The 19,776-nt window shown below is 38.8% G+C and carries 13 protein-coding genes; 11 read left to right on the top strand and 2 right to left on the bottom strand.

Annotation, left to right across the window (positions count from 1 at the left end; genetic code table 11):
• Window positions 1-111: 111 nt before the first annotated feature.
• The 3 genes from F931_RS05645 (at window position 112) to F931_RS05635 (ending at window position 4,317) form a co-directional block, all read left to right on the top strand.
• Window positions 112-1,182 carry an OmpW/AlkL family protein gene (locus F931_RS05645; protein WP_016140455.1) on the top strand — a complete coding sequence of 357 codons (1,071 nt, stop codon included), beginning with the start codon at window positions 112-114 and terminating at the stop codon, window positions 1,180-1,182.
• Window positions 1,183-1,585: 403 nt separating this feature from the next.
• Complete coding sequence (gene crnA / locus F931_RS05640) at window positions 1,586-2,932, top strand: MFS transporter (protein ID WP_016140454.1); 1,347 nt, start codon at window positions 1,586-1,588, stop codon at window positions 2,930-2,932.
• 170 nt (window positions 2,933-3,102) lie between these two features.
• Window positions 3,103-4,317: an MFS transporter gene (locus F931_RS05635; RefSeq protein WP_016140453.1), complete on the top strand. Its 1,215-nt coding sequence runs from the start codon at window positions 3,103-3,105 to the stop codon at window positions 4,315-4,317.
• A gap of 243 nt (window positions 4,318-4,560) precedes the next feature.
• Here the strand turns inward: F931_RS05635 and sthA are convergent, their stop codons facing one another.
• Complete coding sequence (gene sthA / locus F931_RS05625) at window positions 4,561-5,973, bottom strand: Si-specific NAD(P)(+) transhydrogenase (RefSeq protein ID WP_002118117.1); 1,413 nt, start codon at window positions 5,971-5,973, stop codon at window positions 4,561-4,563.
• 196 nt (window positions 5,974-6,169) lie between these two features.
• Between sthA and lipA the strand changes: the two genes are divergently transcribed.
• From lipA to F931_RS05610, 3 genes are all read left to right on the top strand, one after another.
• On the top strand, window positions 6,170-7,183 hold the full coding sequence (gene lipA, locus F931_RS05620; RefSeq protein ID WP_016140451.1) for a lipoyl synthase: 1,014 nt from the start codon (window positions 6,170-6,172) through the stop codon (window positions 7,181-7,183).
• A gap of 279 nt (window positions 7,184-7,462) precedes the next feature.
• Window positions 7,463-9,925: an acyl-CoA dehydrogenase gene (locus F931_RS05615; RefSeq protein ID WP_016140450.1), complete on the top strand. Its 2,463-nt coding sequence runs from the start codon at window positions 7,463-7,465 to the stop codon at window positions 9,923-9,925.
• Window positions 9,926-10,031: 106 nt separating this feature from the next.
• Window positions 10,032-10,415 carry a carboxymuconolactone decarboxylase family protein gene (locus F931_RS05610; RefSeq protein WP_016140449.1) on the top strand — a complete coding sequence of 128 codons (384 nt, stop codon included), beginning with the start codon at window positions 10,032-10,034 and terminating at the stop codon, window positions 10,413-10,415.
• 39 nt (window positions 10,416-10,454) lie between these two features.
• On the opposite strand, the gene F931_RS05605 is transcribed toward F931_RS05610, so the two are convergent.
• Entirely contained in the window at window positions 10,455-10,991 is a 537-nt protein-coding gene (locus F931_RS05605) for a cysteine peptidase family C39 domain-containing protein (RefSeq protein ID WP_016140448.1), read from the bottom strand.
• A 221-nt stretch (window positions 10,992-11,212) separates the two neighbouring features.
• On the opposite strand from F931_RS05605, the gene ahcY reads away from it, so the two are divergent.
• From ahcY to maeB, 5 genes are all read left to right on the top strand, one after another.
• Window positions 11,213-12,595, top strand: coding sequence for an adenosylhomocysteinase (gene ahcY, locus F931_RS05600; RefSeq protein WP_016140447.1), 1,383 nt, complete (start codon window positions 11,213-11,215; stop codon window positions 12,593-12,595).
• A 71-nt stretch (window positions 12,596-12,666) separates the two neighbouring features.
• Window positions 12,667-13,503: a methylenetetrahydrofolate reductase [NAD(P)H] gene (gene metF / locus F931_RS05595; protein ID WP_016140446.1), complete on the top strand. Its 837-nt coding sequence runs from the start codon at window positions 12,667-12,669 to the stop codon at window positions 13,501-13,503.
• An 18-nt stretch (window positions 13,504-13,521) separates the two neighbouring features.
• On the top strand, window positions 13,522-14,244 hold the full coding sequence (locus F931_RS05590; RefSeq protein WP_016140445.1) for a 16S rRNA (uracil(1498)-N(3))-methyltransferase: 723 nt from the start codon (window positions 13,522-13,524) through the stop codon (window positions 14,242-14,244).
• 135 nt (window positions 14,245-14,379) lie between these two features.
• Entirely contained in the window at window positions 14,380-17,232 is a 2,853-nt protein-coding gene (locus F931_RS05585; protein WP_016140444.1) for a putative bifunctional diguanylate cyclase/phosphodiesterase, read from the top strand.
• A 236-nt stretch (window positions 17,233-17,468) separates the two neighbouring features.
• Window positions 17,469-19,739 carry an NADP-dependent malic enzyme gene (gene maeB / locus F931_RS05580; RefSeq protein ID WP_016140443.1) on the top strand — a complete coding sequence of 757 codons (2,271 nt, stop codon included), beginning with the start codon at window positions 17,469-17,471 and terminating at the stop codon, window positions 19,737-19,739.
• Window positions 19,740-19,776: the final 37 nt, after the last annotated feature.

The following is a 19,776-nucleotide window of genomic DNA, read 5'->3' as shown; positions in this document are numbered from 1 at the left end:
ATTTCAAAAAAATTACAATTGTTAATTTTAAATACACAATCATTTTAATAAAACACGCTATGGTGGGCTCAATAAAAATCAGTAAACAAATGCCGGACATGGAGTCCTTTTATGATGAAAAAGTCATTATTTTGTATGACAGCTGCTGTTTTTGCTCTGCCAACAGTCACTTGTGCCGCTTCTCCATATTTTAGTTTAAAAGATGGCGATGGCTTCAAACGTTTTTCTATCTCTGCTGGTCCGTTATATGTCAAACCGACTGGTAATGCTCAACCATTTAGAATTAATACTTCTGTTAAAGAGAATGAGCAGTCTAAGGTCGGAGATATTAAAGTAAAAACTATTCAAGACAATATTTCAGACGATAATAGTAATGTCGTTCTTGAACAGCTCATTGATGTTATTGGTTTAGGTACAGATACTATTCCTGCATGGTTAAGTGGAACAGCAGAAATTCGCGGTTTAAGCCAATGGGAAGCTGAGAATACAGGTTTAGAAGCAGATGATGTGACTACTCTCGGTCTCATGTCAAATTACTTTTTTACAGATAATGTTTCACTAGAATTAAAAGCAGGAATTCCCCCTAAAGTTGATTTACAAGGTAAAGGGAAAATATATGCTCCCTTTTCTGCTACTGCAAAACCTGCTGGTGGAATCCTCGGGTCGATGGAGCTTGAAAATAATATTTTTATTACCGATCTTGAAGCACATGGAAGTGCGGCATCGGCTCGAGCTTGGACACCTGCATTTGAACTACAGTACCATTTTGGCAAAACTGGCGTAAATAAGTTTAGACCTTATGTCGGATTAGGTGTGATGTATGCCTATTTCAGTGAGTTAGAAATGAATCCTGAAATTGAGAAAGATTTAGTCAGTGCCGGGCACATGATTGTCAATATTAAAGATGGTAAATCAGGTGCTGCCTTAGAAAGAAAAACCAGTTCTGGTAATCCTAAAGTAGAACTTGAAGCGTCCGATGCAATTGCCCCTGTAGCAACTTTAGGTTTCACCTATGACTTCAATGATAAATGGTATGCGGTCGGGTCTGTTTCTTATGCTCATTTAAAAACAGATACAACAATTACAGTCAATGATGCTAAGTATGGTGAATTAATTAATGCAAAAGCAGATATCGAAATTAACCCAATTTTAGGTTATGCAGGTGTCGGCTACCGTTTCTAACTTTTGTGTCAAGTAAAGCTATAAGAACGGAGGCGCGTTGTTATAGCTTTCATTCTCTCTACACACTGCCTCTTTTTAAAACAAAGTGCTAAAAAAATGAGCACTTTTTAAAAATAGGTTTATCAAATCTCTCTTTCTTCACTTTTATCATCTTCTTTCTTTAAAATTCCCTACGTTAATAATTTTTATATTTAATAACTAAATGAATAAAATTAAAAACTAAGGTTTTCCTTTTAGTAAAAATAATTTTTTGGCACAAGCTTTGCTTTATTCATAGCAAGATGAGTCAACGATGACTCAATGAATAAACCAAGACGGCCAATGATGTCCGCTCTGATCGGTATGCAGTAGGCAATAAATTGCCAAGCAAATTAACATTTCGTTCAGTTCAGGGGGACAGCGTATGTCTTCAAATATCAATCTAGATGCAAAAAAAGCAACTGAGATTAAATTATTCAGTTTTTCTACTCCAGCAATGCGTGCCTTCCATATGACATGGCTCGCATTCTTTGTGTGCTTCTTCGCATGGTTTGCATGTGCTCCATTAATGCCAGTGATTAAAGGTGAGTTCGGCTTAACGAAAGATCAAATTGCCAATATTAATATTGCTGCCGTTGCGATTACGATTTTAGTAAGACTCGCTGTCGGTCCACTATGTGATAAATATGGCCCCCGCATCACTTACACCACCCTATTGCTATTAGGAAGTATTCCAGTATTTGGAGTAGCTGCGGCCAACAGTTATGAATCCTTTTTATTCTTCCGCTTGCTGATTGGTGCAATTGGTGCAAGCTTTGTCATTACGCAATATCACACCAGTGTCATGTTTGCCCCTAACGTAGTAGGGACAGCAAATGCGGCAGCAGCTGGTTGGGGAAATGCTGGTGGCGGTGCAACCCAAGCGCTTATGCCTTTATTACTCGGTGCAATTATCATGTTTGGCGTCGAGCAAACTATGGGCTGGCGTGTTGCGTTAGTCGTACCGGGCATAATGATGGTCATTGTTGGTATTCTTTACTGGAAACTCACTCAAGATTGCCCGCAAGGAAATTTTAAAGAAGTTCGTGCACAAGGCATTGAAGTTGGCAGTGGCAAAAAAGGTGGCATGGCAATTTTAATGCAAGCTGCTCGCAACTACCGCGTCTGGATTTTATTTGTGGCTTACGGGGCATGCTTCGGAATCGAAATTTTTATCCATAACGTTGCAGCAATGTACTATGTTGATCAGTTCAAAATGGATTTAAAAACTGCTGGTTTAACTGCCGGAATATTTGGTCTTTTAGCATTATTCGCTCGTGCGCTTGGGGGTATTATTTCCGACAAAGTCGCTCTGAAAAAAGGTTTAGATGGCCGCACTAAAGTACTGGTGCTCATGATTTTGGGCGAAGGTTTATTCTTAATTCTTTTTTCTCAAATGAATGTGGTTGCTCTTGCAATTATTTCCATGACAATTTTTGCCCTGTTTACTCACATGGCTTGTGGTGCAACATATGCTCTCGTACCATTCATTGACCGTAATGCATTAGGTGGTGTTGCTGGCATTATTGGGGCTGGTGGCAATGTTGGTGCTGTAGCTGCTGGTTTCCTACTTAAAGGCTTGCTTGATGTTCAAACTTGCTTATTTATTTTAGGTGGTCTGGTTATGGTCGCTGGCTGTAGCGTAATTTTGATTCGCTTTACCACCGAACATAAAGAAAAAGAACAAGTCCTTTTTGAACAAGCATTACTTGAGCGTAATTCCGCCGCGTAATTTTTATAAGAAGCAGAGATCAAAATGATATCTGCTTCTTTAATTGTCTTTTCATAAAATACGCCCCTTAAAAACTTTTTAATTCTTCTTAAATATTCTTGCCATCTATATCGATATTGTTCGATATATCTTCTACAATAAATCACCATTATTATAATTTTCCATTAATCATGACTAAAACTGACAAACGATTTTCTCAGTCCCTCATCTATATGTTGATTGGCAGTGCAATTATTCTGGCACTTTCATTAGGTGTTCGTCATGGTTTCGGCCTTTACCTCGTACCAATGAGCCATGAGTTCGGTTGGGGGCAGCATGTTTTTAGTCTTGCAATCGCTATGCAAAATTTAATCTGGGGCGCAGTTCAACCTTTTACTGGGGCTATCGCAGATAAATACGGCAGTAAAATTGTGGTTGCTGTTGGTGGGCTACTTTATGCCCTCGGCTTACTACTCATGGCTTTTAGTTCAAATGTACTCATTTTAAATTTGAGCCTAGGTCTTATTATTGGTTTAGCTTTATCAACAACTTCTTTTACAGTTTTACTTAGTGCAGTGGGCCGAGCTGCTCCGCCTGAAAAAAGGAGTATGGCAATGGGGATTGCCAGTGCAGCAGGTTCTTTTGGTCAGTTTATTATGCTGCCCTCAACCCTTCTCTTACTTAAAAATGTTGGATGGTCAGCAGCCCTAATGGTCAGTGCGCTATTAATTGCCCTTATCATTCCACTAGCGTGGATGTTAAAAGGTCCTAGCACTCAAACACCAAAAGCAATTACACAACCTCAGCTCACTTTTAAGCAAGTATTGAATATTGCCCGAAAACACAAACCCTTCTGGTGGTTAGCCTTAGGCTTTTTAGTTTGCGGATTTCAAGTTGTATTCTTAGGTGTACATTTACCCGGTTATTTAATCGACCATGGCTTTGATGCAGCTACAGGTACCGTGTTTCTGGCACTAGTTGGACTATTTAATATTGTGGGGACTTACGGCGCAGGCTGGTTAGGAGATCGTTTCTCGAAGCCTAAGTTATTAATGGCACTTTATGGTAGCCGCGGCATCGCAATTATTGCTTTTTTACTATTACCTTTAAGCACATATACGGTATATGCTTTTGGAGTGATTATGGGCCTTTTATGGCTTTCTACAGTTCCACTCACAAACGGCATTGTGGCAAATATGTTTGGTGTCAAATACCTTTCAATGCTAAGTGGCATTGTGTTTTTCACCCATCAAGTCGGTTCTTTCTTTGGCGGTTGGCTTGGCGGTGTTAATCACGACTTAACAGGTAATTACAATGCGATTTGGCTATGTTCTATTGCATTGAGTATATTAGGTGTAATCGTACACTTCTTTGTGAATGAGGAGGCTGTTATTCATGACGCATAATGCCTTACTTTTGAAAACAATTATGATTTTTCTCGTCATTACTCTTTTGGTCTGTTCACTTATTTTATGGATGCAGACACCTGATTTATTTGAGTATTTTAATCAAGCATTTTGTGCTCACTAGAGATATCGATAATCAGATTAAAGCTTTGCATTGTCATAAAAATATAAGAAACCTATGGTCTAATGAAAATAAAAAAGCCCGCAAATTTGCGGGCTTTTTTATGGAAAAATTATTTAAAATCAAAATAAACGGTTCATACCATTAAGTGCAGCTACACGGTATGCTTCCGCCATGGTTGGATAGTTAAATGTCGTTTCAACGAAATATTTCAAGGTATTATTTGGGCTGTGCATAACTGCTTGCCCAATGTGGATAATTTCGGCAGCGTTATTACCAAAACAGTGAATACCTAAAATTTCCATAGTGTCGCGATGGAAAAGAATTTTTAACTCACCTACTGTATCACCGGTAATTTGTGCACGAGCCAAATGACGGAAAGAAGCTTGACCCACTTCATACGGAATTTTCTCTTCCGTTAATTCCTGTTCATTCTTACCAATTGATGAGATTTCCGGAATGGTATAGATACCCGTTGGGATATCACGTACTGGTTTCGCATCTTCACCACTCATGTTTGCGCCCGCACAGCGCCCTTGGTCATAAGCAGCAGAAGCAAGTGAAGGCCAGCCAATCACGTCACCAGCAGCATAGATATTTTCAACTTCAGTTTGGTACTGATCATTTACTGAAAGTTGGCCACGGTTGTTTGGAACTAAGCCAACATTCTCAAGACCTAAACCTTCTGTGTTTCCTGAACGGCCATTACACCAAAGGATCGCATCAGCTTTAATCTTTTTACCACTTTGTAAATGCAGAACCACATGGTCATCAAACGTTTCAAGATGATCCATTTGTTCATTATGACGAATCAATACACCTTGTTCACGTAAGTGATAAGACAAGGCATCCGCAATTTCATCATCTAAATAGCTTAAGAGTTTTTGCTGAGTATTAATCAAGTCAACTTTATGATCTAGACCAATAAAGATTGAGGCATATTCACAGCCAATAACGCCTGCGCCGTAAATAATAATTTTTTGAATTGAGTAATCAAGATCAAGAATTTTATCCGAATCAAATACGCGAGGATGATCAAAATCTAGACCTTGCGGATGATAAGGACGGCTACCTGTTGCAATCACGATTTGCTTACAAATAATTGTTTCTTTAATGCCTTCATGGCTAAAAACTAAAACTGTATTTTTATCTTGAATATATGCACGGCCGTGGAATACACCGATTTTGTTGCGGTCGTAAAAACGTGTATGCGTATCAACCTGTTGTTGAATTACTTTGTGTGCATTACGCAATACCTGTTTCATGGTGAACTGTTTCCATTCACCTACTTTTTGAAACATTGGATCACGCTGATAGCGAATAATACTAGAAACCGTTTGACGCAATGCTTTACTTGGAATGGTACCTACGTGTGCACAGTTACCACCTAGTTGATCACGCACATCTACAATTGCAACACGCTTACCCGCTTTTGCAAGCTTCATTGCCGCGCCTTCACCTGCAGGTCCAGAACCGAGAACTACCGCATCGTACTTAACGAAATTCCCACTAACGACCTCTTTTTTACGTGGCATTGAAAGCTCCTTCCTCACTTGAATGACCATATTTTATAATAAATTATGGGTAATATGCGGTGAATTTATGTATTTCTCAACCCTATATTTCTGAATAACCACATTTATTATATGAATAGTTATTTTCCGCTATTAACTACAGAAGTTCGCTATAATACAATGTCAATGTCTCTATAAACGAGTGGAAAAGTTAAATATGTCAGAACACCGTAAACCTGAACAGGGTGTAAAACTTCGTGGCGCAGAAAAAGTCGCAAGAATTCCTGTAAAAGTTGTACCTACGGTTGAAGTGCCGCGTAAACCTGACTGGATTCGTGTCAAGATGACGGCACCAGAAGAAGTTCAGCGTATTAAAACGACTTTACGTGCTCAAAAACTCCATACCGTTTGTGAAGAAGCTGCTTGTCCTAACCTACCTGAATGTTTTGGTGGTGGTACAGCAACATTCATGATTATGGGTGATATTTGTACACGTCGCTGCCCTTTCTGTGATGTAGCACATGGCCGTCCAAATGCACTCGATGCTGATGAACCTCGTCACATGGCAGAGACAATTGCTAATCTTAAACTCAAGTATGCAGTAATTACTTCGGTTGACCGTGATGACTTGCTTGACGGCGGTGCACAACACTTTGTGGACTGTATCAAAGAAGCTCGCGCACTTAGTCCAAATACATTACTTGAGATTTTAGTACCAGATTTCCGCGGACGTATGGACATCGCCTTACGCATTATGACGGAATGTCCGCCAGACGTATTTAACCACAACATTGAAACTGTGCCACGTCTATATAAAGCGATGCGCCCAGGTTCAGATTATCAACACTCTTTAAACTTATTAAAAATGTTTAAAGAATACTGCCCAGACATTCCAACAAAATGTGGTTTGATGGTCGGTATTGGTGAAACTGAAGAAGAAGTTATTGCATTACTTGATGACTTACGTGCTCACGATGTTGACTATGTAACTATTGGTCAATATTTACAGCCTTCTAAACAACATGCACCAATTGACCGCTTTGTAACGCCAGAAGAGTTCGAACGTTATGCAGAGCATGGCCGTAAACTTGGCTTTAAAAATATTTGGTCTGCACCAATGGTTCGTTCAAGTTACTTTGCTGATCGTCAATACCATGGTGAACCAGTACCAGAAGTTCGTCGTAAAGTAGATCCAGCTAAAAAAATTGCTGTTCAAGTTGTCGAAGCTTAAAAATTAAAGTTCAATGAAAGCCCTCTACTTTAGAGGGCTTTTTATTTGTATAAGAAAATCAATAACATTTCTTGACAAATCGATAAAACAAGCCATTACACTTTCACTTAAAAATATTTTATACCTAAAAGTACGATATATCCCTGCTCTAGCATATACATCAATTGCGACATAAAAAATTAAATTTAAACAGCATTAAAATTAGCTAGTTAAGCCTTAAATCTCTCCTCGCTTTTTTTGTAACTTCTAACATGAGGGCTTATCTAGCAAGGAGCAAGTATGATTTTCCTACTCTTTGTTTTAAGCATTGTCATTCAGCTTTTTGCAATATGGGCAATTTTCTTTTTTAACCTGAATCGAATCATTGGTAGTGTAATTACGATTGCTGTCGCTATATTTACAGCACTCATAGTAACGCCATGGGCTCTCATTTTAGGTATTCCCCTCATTGCCCTTAGTATCATTATTTTATTTGCACCATTACGCTTTAACCTGATTACCAAACCTGCATATAAAACATTAGCAAACTCAATGCCAAGCATCAGTACGACTGAACAAGAGGCTTTAGAGGCAGGTACCAGTTGGTGGGAAAAAGAATTATTTATGGGGGCACCTGACTGGTCGCAATTTGAAAAGTATCCCTATCCAACGTTGTCAGCAGAAGAACAAAGTTTTATCGACAATGAAGTTGAGCTACTTTGCAGCATGCTAGATGAGTGGGAAATTCATCATCACTTAAAAGATCTTCCACCAGAGGTTTGGCAATTTATTAAAAACAAAGGTTTTTTAGGTCTCATTATTCCAAAATCTTTTGGTGGTAAAGAATTTAGCTCATTTGCCCAAAGCCGTATTATGAGCAAAATTGCTTCACGCTCACTCACCACTGCTGTGAGTTGTATGGTTCCAAACTCGTTGGGGCCGGGTGAGCTACTCATGCATTACGGTACCGATGCTCAAAAGCAACAATATTTACCGGGTCTTGCAAAAGGTGAAGAGATTCCATGCTTTGGTTTAACCAGTCCAGAAGCGGGTTCAGATGCTGGTGCCATTCCAGATTCGGGCGTTGTTTGCTACGGTGAATATAAAGGTGCTCAGGTTCTTGGGCTGCGCATGAATTTCTCTAAACGCTGGATTACCCTCGCCCCAATTGCCACAGTCGTAGGTCTTGCATTTAAACTTTATGACCCAGACGGCTTACTCGGCGATAAAAATAAAATAGAGTACGGTATTACCTGTGCCTTAATTCCCGCCAGTCATGCAGGTGTAAAAATAGGAGCACGTCATTATCCTGGCTCTCCATTTATGAACGGAACAGTAGAAGGAGAAGATGTTTTTATTCCTATTGATTGGATTATTGGTGGTCAAGAAAATGCCGGTAAAGGCTGGCGTATGCTCATGGAATGCTTAGGTGTGGGCCGTGGTATCTCCCTTCCCGCTTTAGCAACAGCAGCAGGTGAAATGAGCTATTTAACTGTTGGTGCTTTTGCGAAAATTCGTCAACAGTTCAATATTTCTGTCGGTAAATTTGAAGGTGTACAAGAAGCGACCAGTGAAATTGCCAGCGATGCCTATATGCTTGAAGCATTCCGTTATTTAGTGACATGTGGCTTAAACCAAGGTGGAACTCCTGCTGTAATGACTGCCATGGCAAAATATTATGCAACCGAAACGATGCGTAAAGTTGTCAATCATGGGATGGATATTGCGGGAGGACGTGCAATTCAACTTGGACCACGTAACTTCCTTGCCCTTACCTATCAAGCCATTCCAATTGCAATTACGGTAGAAGGTGCAAATATTTTGACCCGTTCATTGATGATTTTTGGCCAAGGCTCAATGCGTTGTCATCCTTACCTATTTGAAGAATTGCAATTTTTACAGTCTGAAGATAAAACCAATGCGGTTCAAAAATTCGATGATTTATTATTTAAACATTTAGCCTATACCTTTAACCGTGGTGCTAGATCATTTGCTTACGGTTGGACAGGTGGCTCAAGCGATGCACCTCAGTCAGCAGATCAATTCACCGCAAGTTACTATAAGACGATTAACCGTTTTAGTGCCAACTTCGCGCTTGTTTCGGATATGTCACTTGGCTTACTTGCAGGAGACTTAAAACGCAAAGAGATGTTATCAGGCCGTTTGGCAGATATTCACGCGCACCTCTTTATTTCTACTGCGATTTTAAAATTTTATGAAGCTGGACAAAAAACTGAAGCTGAACAACTTCACGCTAAATTAGCGCTACAAAAAGCGTTCTTGAATATTCAGGAAGCATTTTGGGGATTATTTGAAAATTTTCCAGCCAAACTTCCAGCAGCATTTGTGAAATGGATCTGTTTCCCTTTTGGTCGTGTCATTTCAAAACCAGATGATGAGTTAAAACAACAAGTCGCTGAACTTATGATGCAAGAGCATCCTTTCAGAGAACAACTTAAGCATCACGTATTTTATTCAACCAAAGCCGATGATGTAACGGGTCGTTTAGAGCATGCTTTCCAAATTCTACGAACACTTGAGCCGCTTTGGGATAAGTTTAAAAAAGCTGAATCTAAAGGCAAATTTACAGGACTGACTTTCGAAGAGAATATTCAACAAGCGATAAAAGAAGGTTTTATTACTGAAAGTGAAGCCCAACAATTATTGCAATACAACGCAATTCGATTCGATAGCATGCTTACAGATGTATTTGATGAGGATTTAAATAAGGATCTTCCTTTGTCGAACCCTCATCAAATTTAGTGACTGATGCCTCCACTAATTCACTATTGCGTTCACTTTTGATTGGGATTAATTAATAAACAGCCATAAAAGCGTCAATCGACGCTTTTATTTTTAGGAGAAATTAATGTCTAAGCAAGATTACGAAAATGGATTAAAAGTACGCACAGAGGTGATGGGAGAAGCTTTTGTAAGACGTGCCCAAGAAAATACCGTACCCTTTACCCAGCCTTTACAAGACTGGATTAATGAACATGCATGGGGATCGACTTGGCAGCGTGAAGGTGTGCTACCACGTAAATATCGTTCATTAATTACTTTGGCAATGCTCACGGCACTCAAATCACCTACTGAACTCAAAGGCCATGTTCGTGGTGCGCTCAACAATGGCTGTACAGTTGAAGAGATTCAAGAAACTTTATTACATAGTCTGCCATATTGCGGTGCGCCTGCTACACAAGAAGCTTTTCGTGCTGCTTTAGAAGTGATTCAGGAATATCAACAAAAATAACTTCAATATGAGCCAGCACGCTACTGGCTCTTTTTTAATCTAATTCAATTTGGTCGAATATGTCTGAAAATTACGGTCATCAATCACAATAGCCTGACGGCAAATCCCCTCTACTTGACGCTGCTTTTCAAAAACTGCCGCTGACATCGGCTTAAAACTATCAAAAAAGCAGATTTCATTTGAGTCAATAGAATAGATAAGTGACTGATTTCCGACACCTGCTAAAGTATCGTAATAGACAATCACCATTTTTCCATTTTCAATTGCAGTTTGAATATCTTGATAGCTGAGCGCTGGTCCAGTTGGAATTTTCAATACCTTTGTTTCTTTATAGCTCATTCGTTCACTTGCGCTAATATTAGGGTCTTCATCTGAATGAAATGACACTTCAAATCCGAGTTTTTTTAAAGCGACGGCTAAAGCAATCGTATAGGTCCCTCCTTCATCGTGTCGACAAACTTTGATCAACTCGGCCACATCAATTTGCACTGCATGATGCTGAAGTACCATCCACACTGCAAATACGCCACAGTTGGCTTCAAGGTTCGCTAATACTTCGGGGATATTTACTGCCATAATTGAAATCTAAAGTAATAATTACGCAGATAATAAACAAAACTGGATTGGCACTAAAAGCTTTTCCAAGTACAATGTCCCGCTAGTCGAGGGATGCTGCGACAAATGATCGGCACTAAAGATCAATTTGCCAGGCTCGACGATCGGTTAAACACTCGTTTTAACCAACAACGGCATCCGCGAACAGAATGATCAATACTATTTTTTCCTAGGAGATCCTGATGAACGCGGTTAATGCTTCATTTACAGATTACAAAGTTGCTGACATCTCACTTGCTGACTACGGTCGTAAAGAAATCAAACTTGCTGAAGCAGAAATGCCAGCTTTGATTGGCTTACGTAAACGCTATGCAGCGACTAAACCACTTGCTGGCGCAAAAATTCTTGGTTGTATTCACATGACCATTCAAACAGCGGTTCTTATTGAAACGCTTGTTGAGTTAGGTGCTGAAGTACGCTGGACATCATGTAACATTTTCTCGACTCAAGACCACGCTGCTGCTGCAATTGCTGCTCGCGGTATTCCAGTTTTTGCTTGGAAAGGCGAAACTGAAGAAGAATATGTATGGTGCCTTGAACAACAGATCAATGTAAATGGTCAACCTTGGGATGCCAACATGATCTTGGACGATGGCGGTGACTTAACTGCTCTTGTTCATGAAAAATACCCTGCTCTTTTAGAACGTATTCACGGTATTACTGAAGAAACTACAACAGGTGTTCAACGTCTTATCGAAATGTGGAAAGACGGTTCTTTGAAAGTTCCTGCAATCAACGTAAATGACTCAGTGACTAAATCTAAAAACGATAACAAATACGGTTGCCGTCACTCATTAAATGACGCAATCAAACGTGCAACTGACATGCTTTTGTCTGGCCGCCGTGCACTTGTAGTTGGTTATGGTGACGTAGGTAAAGGTTCTGCTCAATCTTTACGCCAAGAAGGCATGATCGTTCGTGTAACTGAAGTTGACCCAATTTGTGCAATGCAAGCATGTATGGATGGCTATGAAGTTGTATCTCCATACAAAAATGGCGTACAAACAGGTAAAAAAGAAGATATTAACCACGATCTTCTTGGCAATACTGACCTTGTTGTAACAACAACTGGTAACTACCACGTGTGTGATGCAGCGATGTTAGATAGCTTAAAAGCTGGCGCAGTTGTATGTAACATTGGTCACTTCGACACAGAAATCGACACGGCTTATTTACGTGGTTACAAGTGGGTTGAAGTTAAGCCACAAGTTCACCAAGTTTATCGTTCAGAAGACGAAAACAACTACCTTATCCTTCTTTCTGAAGGTCGCCTTGTAAACCTAGGTAATGCAACTGGTCACCCATCACGTGTGATGGACGGTTCTTTTGCTAACCAAGTTTTAGGTCAAATTCACTTATTCCAAGAGAAATTTGCTGACCTTCCTGCAAATGAAAAAGCTGCAAAAATTCGCGTAGAAGTTCTTCCTAAGAAACTTGACGAAGAAGTTGCTGCTGCAATGGTTGCAGGTTTCGGTGGTGTACTTACTCAGTTAACTCAAGAGCAAGCCGATTATTTAGGCGTTGCTGTTGAGGGACCATTCAAATCTGACGCTTACAAATACTAAGAAATTAAGGGCAGACGGTGAACCGACTGCCCTTTTTTCTAAAAATGTTTCGCTGTTTACAAGGATTTGACATGACTAAACGTACACCTATTTCTTTTGAGTTTTTCCCACCAAAAACTGATGGGGGTGCTGAAAAACTTCGTATTGTTCACCAAGAATTACAACTATTAAACCCTGAGTTTTTCTCGATTACTTATGGGGCTGGTGGTTCTACTCGCGAACGTACTCTTGCTGCTATTGAAGATTTTAACGGTAAAGGTACGCCAGTTGCACCTCACCTTTCTTGTATTGGTGATGATAAAGCTCGTATTGCTGAGTTACTGGATTTATATAAAGCGCAAGGCATTAATCGTATTGTTGCTTTACGCGGTGACTTGCCTTCTGGTCAGGTTGGACTTGGGGAACTTCCTTACGCACAGGATCTAGTACGTTTTATTCGTGAGCACTCAGGTGATCATTTTCATATTGAAGTTGCAGCTTATCCAGAAATGCATCCTCAAGCTGAAAACCTTGATTCGGACATTCAACGTTTTATTGAAAAAGTACAATCTGGTGCCAATGCGGGAATTACCCAATTCTTCTTTAATCCAGATTCATACTTTTATTTTATAGAGCGTTTAGATAAAGCTGGAATTAACATTCCTGTCGCTCCTGGTATCATGCCTATTACCAATGCAAGTAATTTAATTCGCTTTGCAGATGGTACGGGTGCTGAAATTCCTCGCTGGATCCGTAAGCAGTTACAAGCCTATGGCGATGACAGTGAAAGCATTAAAGCTTTCGGTCATGAAGTTGTTGTTAAGCTATGCGAACGCCTTATTGCAGGTGGAGCACCAAGCTTACACTTCTACTCAATGAATCAAGTCGAACCAACTCGTCAGCTTGTTGTTGACCTTGGTTTAAATTAATTTTGTAAGGCGTACCCAATGAATCGTTTTTTTATCGAAACTGAACTTACAGTTGGCTCAACAATTCAACTGACAGAATCAGTATTCCATCATTGGGTACGTGTTTTACGTGCACAACTACAAGAACAAGCGACTTTATTTAATGGACAAGGTGGTGAATATCTCGCAACGTTGACCGAAATTAATAAAAAAAATGCGTCTGTCACAATTGAAAATTTTAACCCTGCAAACCGTAATGCCCCTTTTAAAGTTGTTTTGGGTCAGGTTATGAGTAAAGGCGATCGAATGGATTATGCTATTCAAAAAGCCACAGAGCTGGGTGTAAGCCAAATTCAATTATTGACCAGTGAGCGTTGTGAAATGCGCTTAAAATACGATCGAGATCAAAAAAAATTAGATCACTGGCAAGCAGTTGCAATTGCAGCATGTGAACAATGTGGCTTGAACTTAGTGCCAGAAGTATTAGCACCTATTTCCCTTCATGAATGGTTAAGTTCGTCTGAACTTCCTCACTCTAAATTTGTTTTAGCGCCTGAAAAAGAACAAAAAGATGTATTGGCAGGAATACAACCTGAACTTGCCCTATTAATTGGCCCAGAAGGTGGACTAAGTGAAAATGAAATTACGCAAGCCAATCAAGCTGGTTTCATGAACTGGTGCATTGGTGACCGTGTTTTACGTACAGAAACTGCCCCTGTTGTTGCCTTGTCTATCTTAAATTATCGATTTTTATCCACCTAAGTTCTCAGAACATTGATTAAATCGTGATTTAAAGTTAATTTACTTTTATTGTATGAATAAAATTTCAAATTCTTTTTCACTGATAAATCAGATTCTTTCTGTATATATGTAAAAAAAATAGGATAGAAAAATCTTATGTCTGGGCTTCAGGAAGAATATCTACAGCATCAAACAAAAATTGAACAGCTGAAACTTTCAACTCAATATATACGTTGGTATTTGATTAGCCTGATATTATTGTGCCTTATTTCATATGGTATTTTTTCTTATTATTTTTCCTCTGTAATAACAATATTTAGCTGGTCTATTGGACTGACTATTATTTCTTTTATCTGCTTATTATTTATTCCAAATATTTTAACTCACTACCGCACTATCGACTTCACAAAAAAAGCTGATCGTGTCTTACAAAGTATTTGTTTATTATCTGGCATTTTAATGGGAATAAATGTCACGATTATTCATTTTTATCTTCCGCCTGAGCTAGTTGCACTACCAGATGCTCATATTTTAATTGCTTTATTTATTACCTCTGCTCATATCATTGGCCTTACATTTTTAACGCAACAACCTCGATACTTTTATCTCTTATTTATTCCTAGTACTTTGCCGTTATTGTTCGCTCAATTCACACACAACTCCATTACTGAATTACCATTTTATTTTGCCTATAACCTTACCTTTGTAGCAACAGTACTTTGTGCATACGCAACTCAACGTAATTACCAAAAAATTTCTCAACTATTACTTAAAAACAAACAGCTTGTTCAAATTTCAGACCAACATACTCAGTGGGCTGAAGAATTATGTGTACAGCTCCAGCAAGAAGTAAATAAGTCTAAAGATATTGAAGCCCAACTTCAGTTCAACAATCATTTACTTGAGCAAAAAGTACGTGAACGTACTTATGATCTCACCAAAATGAATGAGCAACTCGAAAGCCATCACTACAATTTAGCTTTTGCGCATGAAACTGCAGGTATCCGGCCTTGGGATTGGGATATTGAACATCAAAAGTTAGAAATTACTTTTTTTGATCAACAAAAGCAAAGTCAGACTGCTGTTATTCATCTTCATACGATATTAGATCGGATCCATCCAAGTGATAAAAAGCTTTTTGAAGAACGTTTAAAACAACATTTGGAAGGTATTACAGATCATTTTAATATCAATTTTCGCATTTTACGTCGAGATGGTTCTTGGCGATGGATTCATGATGTAGGTCGAGTCATCACGAGAGATCCTAAAACACAAAAAGCGCTTCGTATGGTTGGAATGACCCGAGATATACATCAAGAGAAAAAAGACCAAGAACATCTAAGGCTATCTGCTATTGTGCTTGAGCAAGCAGCAGAAGGAATATTTATTTTAGATGAACATCTGAACTATATTAATATTAATCCTTACTACGAAAAATTGACCGGATTTACTAAAGCAGAACTTCTGAATAAAGAGTTATTTAGCATTACAAGTAATCAAAAAGAATTACAACAACAATTTCATACATCAATAAAACAGCAACTCCTCGAGACAGGAGAATACATGGGCCAGTTTGACGAAAAATTTAATTCTGGCAAAAGCGTCTATTTATGGTTGCATATCAATGTCGTCAAAGATGAGTTCAATCAAATTACCAATTACATTGGATTTGCCCGCGATCTCACTGAGCAGAAGCGTCAAGAGCAGCACCTATCTTATTTAAAAAATTACGACAGTCTCACTCACCTCCCTAATCGTCTTTACTATTACAATCAATTACACCAATATCTTGTAAACCCTTCATATAACATTAAAAATTTAGCTTTAATACGAGTCAATATTGACCGATTCCGGGCTTTTAATGAATTTTTAAATAATGATAGTGGTGACGAACTACTTAAACAGTTCGCACAAAGATTACGCTTAATCAATATCAATGCAATTTTAGTCGCCTACTTAAATAGTGATGATTTCGCAATTATTTATGAAATTTCACCAATTCATCCAAATATTGAGCAATATTGCCAAAATATTTTGCAAGCGCTAAACGCACCATTTTATATTGATAATCACGAATATTTTATTACTGCTTCTATTGGTGTGGCATGTTTCCCTGAACATGGCAGACAAATTGACCATCTCAACCATCATGCAGAGCAAGCACTTTCAGAGGCAAAACGTTTAGGAGGCAATACCATTTCTTACTACTGCAATAAAACAGATCACCCATATAGAACTGCCGATTTAGAACAAGAATTACGCAAAGCTATTCAAAATAATGAATTTGTAGTTTATTACCAACCCAAAATTAGTCTACAAGATCAATCCATTATTGGTTTTGAGGCACTCATTCGTTGGCAACATCCTGAAAAAGGATTAGTCATGCCGAATATGTTTATACCTTTTGCTGAGCGTAGCAGCCTAATTTCAGACATTGGTAAAGTTGTTTTAGATAAAGTTGGAAAGCAACTACAAGAGTGGAAAAATGCAGGCTATATCAACATTCAAGTCTCTGTAAATATTGTGGCGCAACAGATACATCGAGGCTTATTACTCAGTGATTTAGACGAGGTTTTGCAAAAATATAATATACAAGGTTCAGATCTTGAACTTGAAATTACCGAGTCAGCCCTTTTAGATAATACTGATAACGTAAAAACACTATTACACGCGATAAAACAACGAGATATCTCAATTGCCCTAGATGACTTTGGTACGGGTTATTCTTCTTTGGCGTACCTGACAGAGTACCCAATTGATGTATTAAAAATTGATCGTGCTTTTATTTCTAAAATTGGTGACCATAAACAAGAAGCGATTGTGAATGCAATGATCGCAATGGGTAAAAGTATGGGGCTTAAACTGGTTGCTGAAGGCGTAGAAACAAAAGAACAAGTAACCTATCTGCAAAAACAACAATGTGATTTTTTACAAGGCTATTTCTTTAGTCGTCCAATCCCTGCCGAGCAGATCATCCCTTATCTACAAACAAATCCACATATTTCTTAACTGTTTTGGCCATCTATTTTACCTATGCTGCTTTTTCCAAAAATGAGCGTTTTTGACTGTGAGAAATAAAGAAGTAGTGTTATATTCTTTAGCATTTAGCTCACCACGGGGCTATTGGCAATTCGTCTACTATTCTCTTAATTGGTAAAAATTAAAGCATAGTCAAAGAGCCGCGTTGCCTCTCCCTAAATGAGCGATTTGACTAGTTTGCTTTTTTGTATCAAATAGAGACTCAGATGGACGATCAATCTTTAAAACAGGCCGCTTTAAATTACCATGAATATCCAAACCCAGGGAAAATCAGCGTCACCCCAAGTAAGCAACTTGTCAACCAACGAGATTTGGCTTTAGCCTACTCACCAGGAGTTGCTGCGCCATGTTTAGAGATTGAACGTGATCCATCAACTGCTGCTAAATATACAGCTCGCGGAAATTTGGTTGCCGTAGTCAGTAACGGTACAGCTGTTCTTGGTTTAGGTAATATTGGACCATTAGCTTCTAAACCTGTAATGGAAGGTAAAGGGGTTTTATTCAAGAAGTTTGCTGGTGTTGACGTATTTGACATCGAAATTGCAGAAAACGATCCAGATAAAATTGTAGATATTGTTGCCTCTCTTGAGCCAACTTTCGGGGGTATCAACCTCGAAGATATTAAAGCGCCAGAATGTTTCTATATTGAGAAGAAACTTCGTGAACGTATGAAAATTCCTGTATTCCATGACGATCAACATGGTACAAGTATTATTGTAGGTTCAGCTTTGCTCAATGCATTGCAACTTGTAAATAAAAAAATTGATGAAATCAAAATTGTAGCTTCAGGTGCAGGTGCAGCAGCACTTTCATGCTTAGACTTGCTTTGTGCACTTGGTGCTAAAAAAGAAAATATTATTGTTGCCGATTCTCGTGGTCTATTAACGACTTCTCGTGACGGACTTGATGAATCTAAAAAACGTTATGTTCAAGACATTACTGCATCTCAGCTTCATGAAGTAATGGCTGGTGCAGATATGTTCTTGGGTCTTTCTGCTGCTGGTATTCTCACCAAAGAAATGGTGAAACAGATGGCTGAGAACCCTATTATCTTTGCTTTGGCAAACCCAGATCCAGAAATTTTACCTGAACATGCACATGAAGTACGTCCAGACGTGATTATGGCAACAGGTCGTTCTGACTATCCAAACCAAGTAAACAACGCATTATGTTTCCCTTACATTTTCCGTGGTGCACTTGACGTTGGTGCAACGACGATTAATGAAGAAATGAAAATTGCATGTGTACATGCAATTGCACGTATGGCACATGTAGAAGCTGATGCAGCTACTTATGGTGAAAAATCTGCTTCATTTGGCCGTGATTATTTAATTCCACGTCCACTTGATCAACGTTTAATTTTAGAAATTGCCCCTGCTGTTGCTAAAGCTGCAATGGATTCAGGTGTTGCAACTCGTCCGATCGAAGATTTCTCTGCATACCGTCAAAAACTATCTGAGTTTGTTTATAACTCTGCATTCTTGATGAAACCGATTTTTGCTCAAGCAAAAACAGATCCTAAACGCATCGCATATGCTGAAGGTGAAGATGAGCGCGTATTACGTGCAGTGCAAATCGCAGTTGATGAAGACTTGGCTAAACCAATTTTAGTAGGTCGTACTGCTGTAATTGAAGCTAATATCAAAAAATTAGGCTTACGTTTACAACACGGTGTAAATATTGAGATCGTAGATCAAGAACAAAACCCGATGTATGAAGAGTTTTGGAAAGACTACTATCAAACAATGCAACGTAAAGGCATTACTGTTGAATATGCTCAACGTGAAGCTCGTCGCCGTTCTACTTTAATTGCATCTTTACTGGTTAAATTCGGTAAAGCAGACGGTATGTTATGTGGTACTTATAGTAGCTATAACATTCACCTCGACTTTGTACGCAATGTGATTGGCCTTAAAGAAGGCATGAATAACTTCTTCACATTAAATGCATTAATGCTTGAAGATCGTAATTTATTTATTGCAGATACCTACGTAAACACCAACCCGACTGCTGAACAACTTGCTGAAATGACTATTTTAGCAGCTGAAGAAGTACGTCGTTTTGGTATTACTCCACGTGTAGCCTTACTTTCTCATTCAAGTTTTGGTAGTGATCAAACTGATTCAAGTGCTCAAAAAATGCGTGAAGTTTATCGTATTTTATCTGAGCAAGCTCCTGAGCTTGAAGTTGAAGGTGAAATGCACGGTGATGCAGCATTAGACGAAAATATTCGTCAATTTGCATTCCCAGGTTCACGTTTTAAAGGTTCTGCAAACTTGCTCATTATGCCGAACCTAGATGCAGCAAATATTTCATTTAACTTATTGAAAGCGACTTCTGGTAACAACGTTACTATTGGTCCAATTTTGTTAGGTGCTGCTAAACCTGTTCATATTTTGACACCGACTGCAACCACTCGTCGTCTTATCAATATGACTGCTTTAACTGTTGCTGAAATCCAACAACAAGAAAAGTAATTTAGAAACCGCTTTTTACGAAAAGCCTCTCTAATGA

The organism is Acinetobacter pittii ANC 4050 (assembly GCF_000399685.1).
GTDB classification, from domain to species: Bacteria; Pseudomonadota; Gammaproteobacteria; order Pseudomonadales; family Moraxellaceae; genus Acinetobacter; species Acinetobacter pittii_E.
This window is presented reverse-complemented; position numbering and strand designations above follow the sequence as displayed.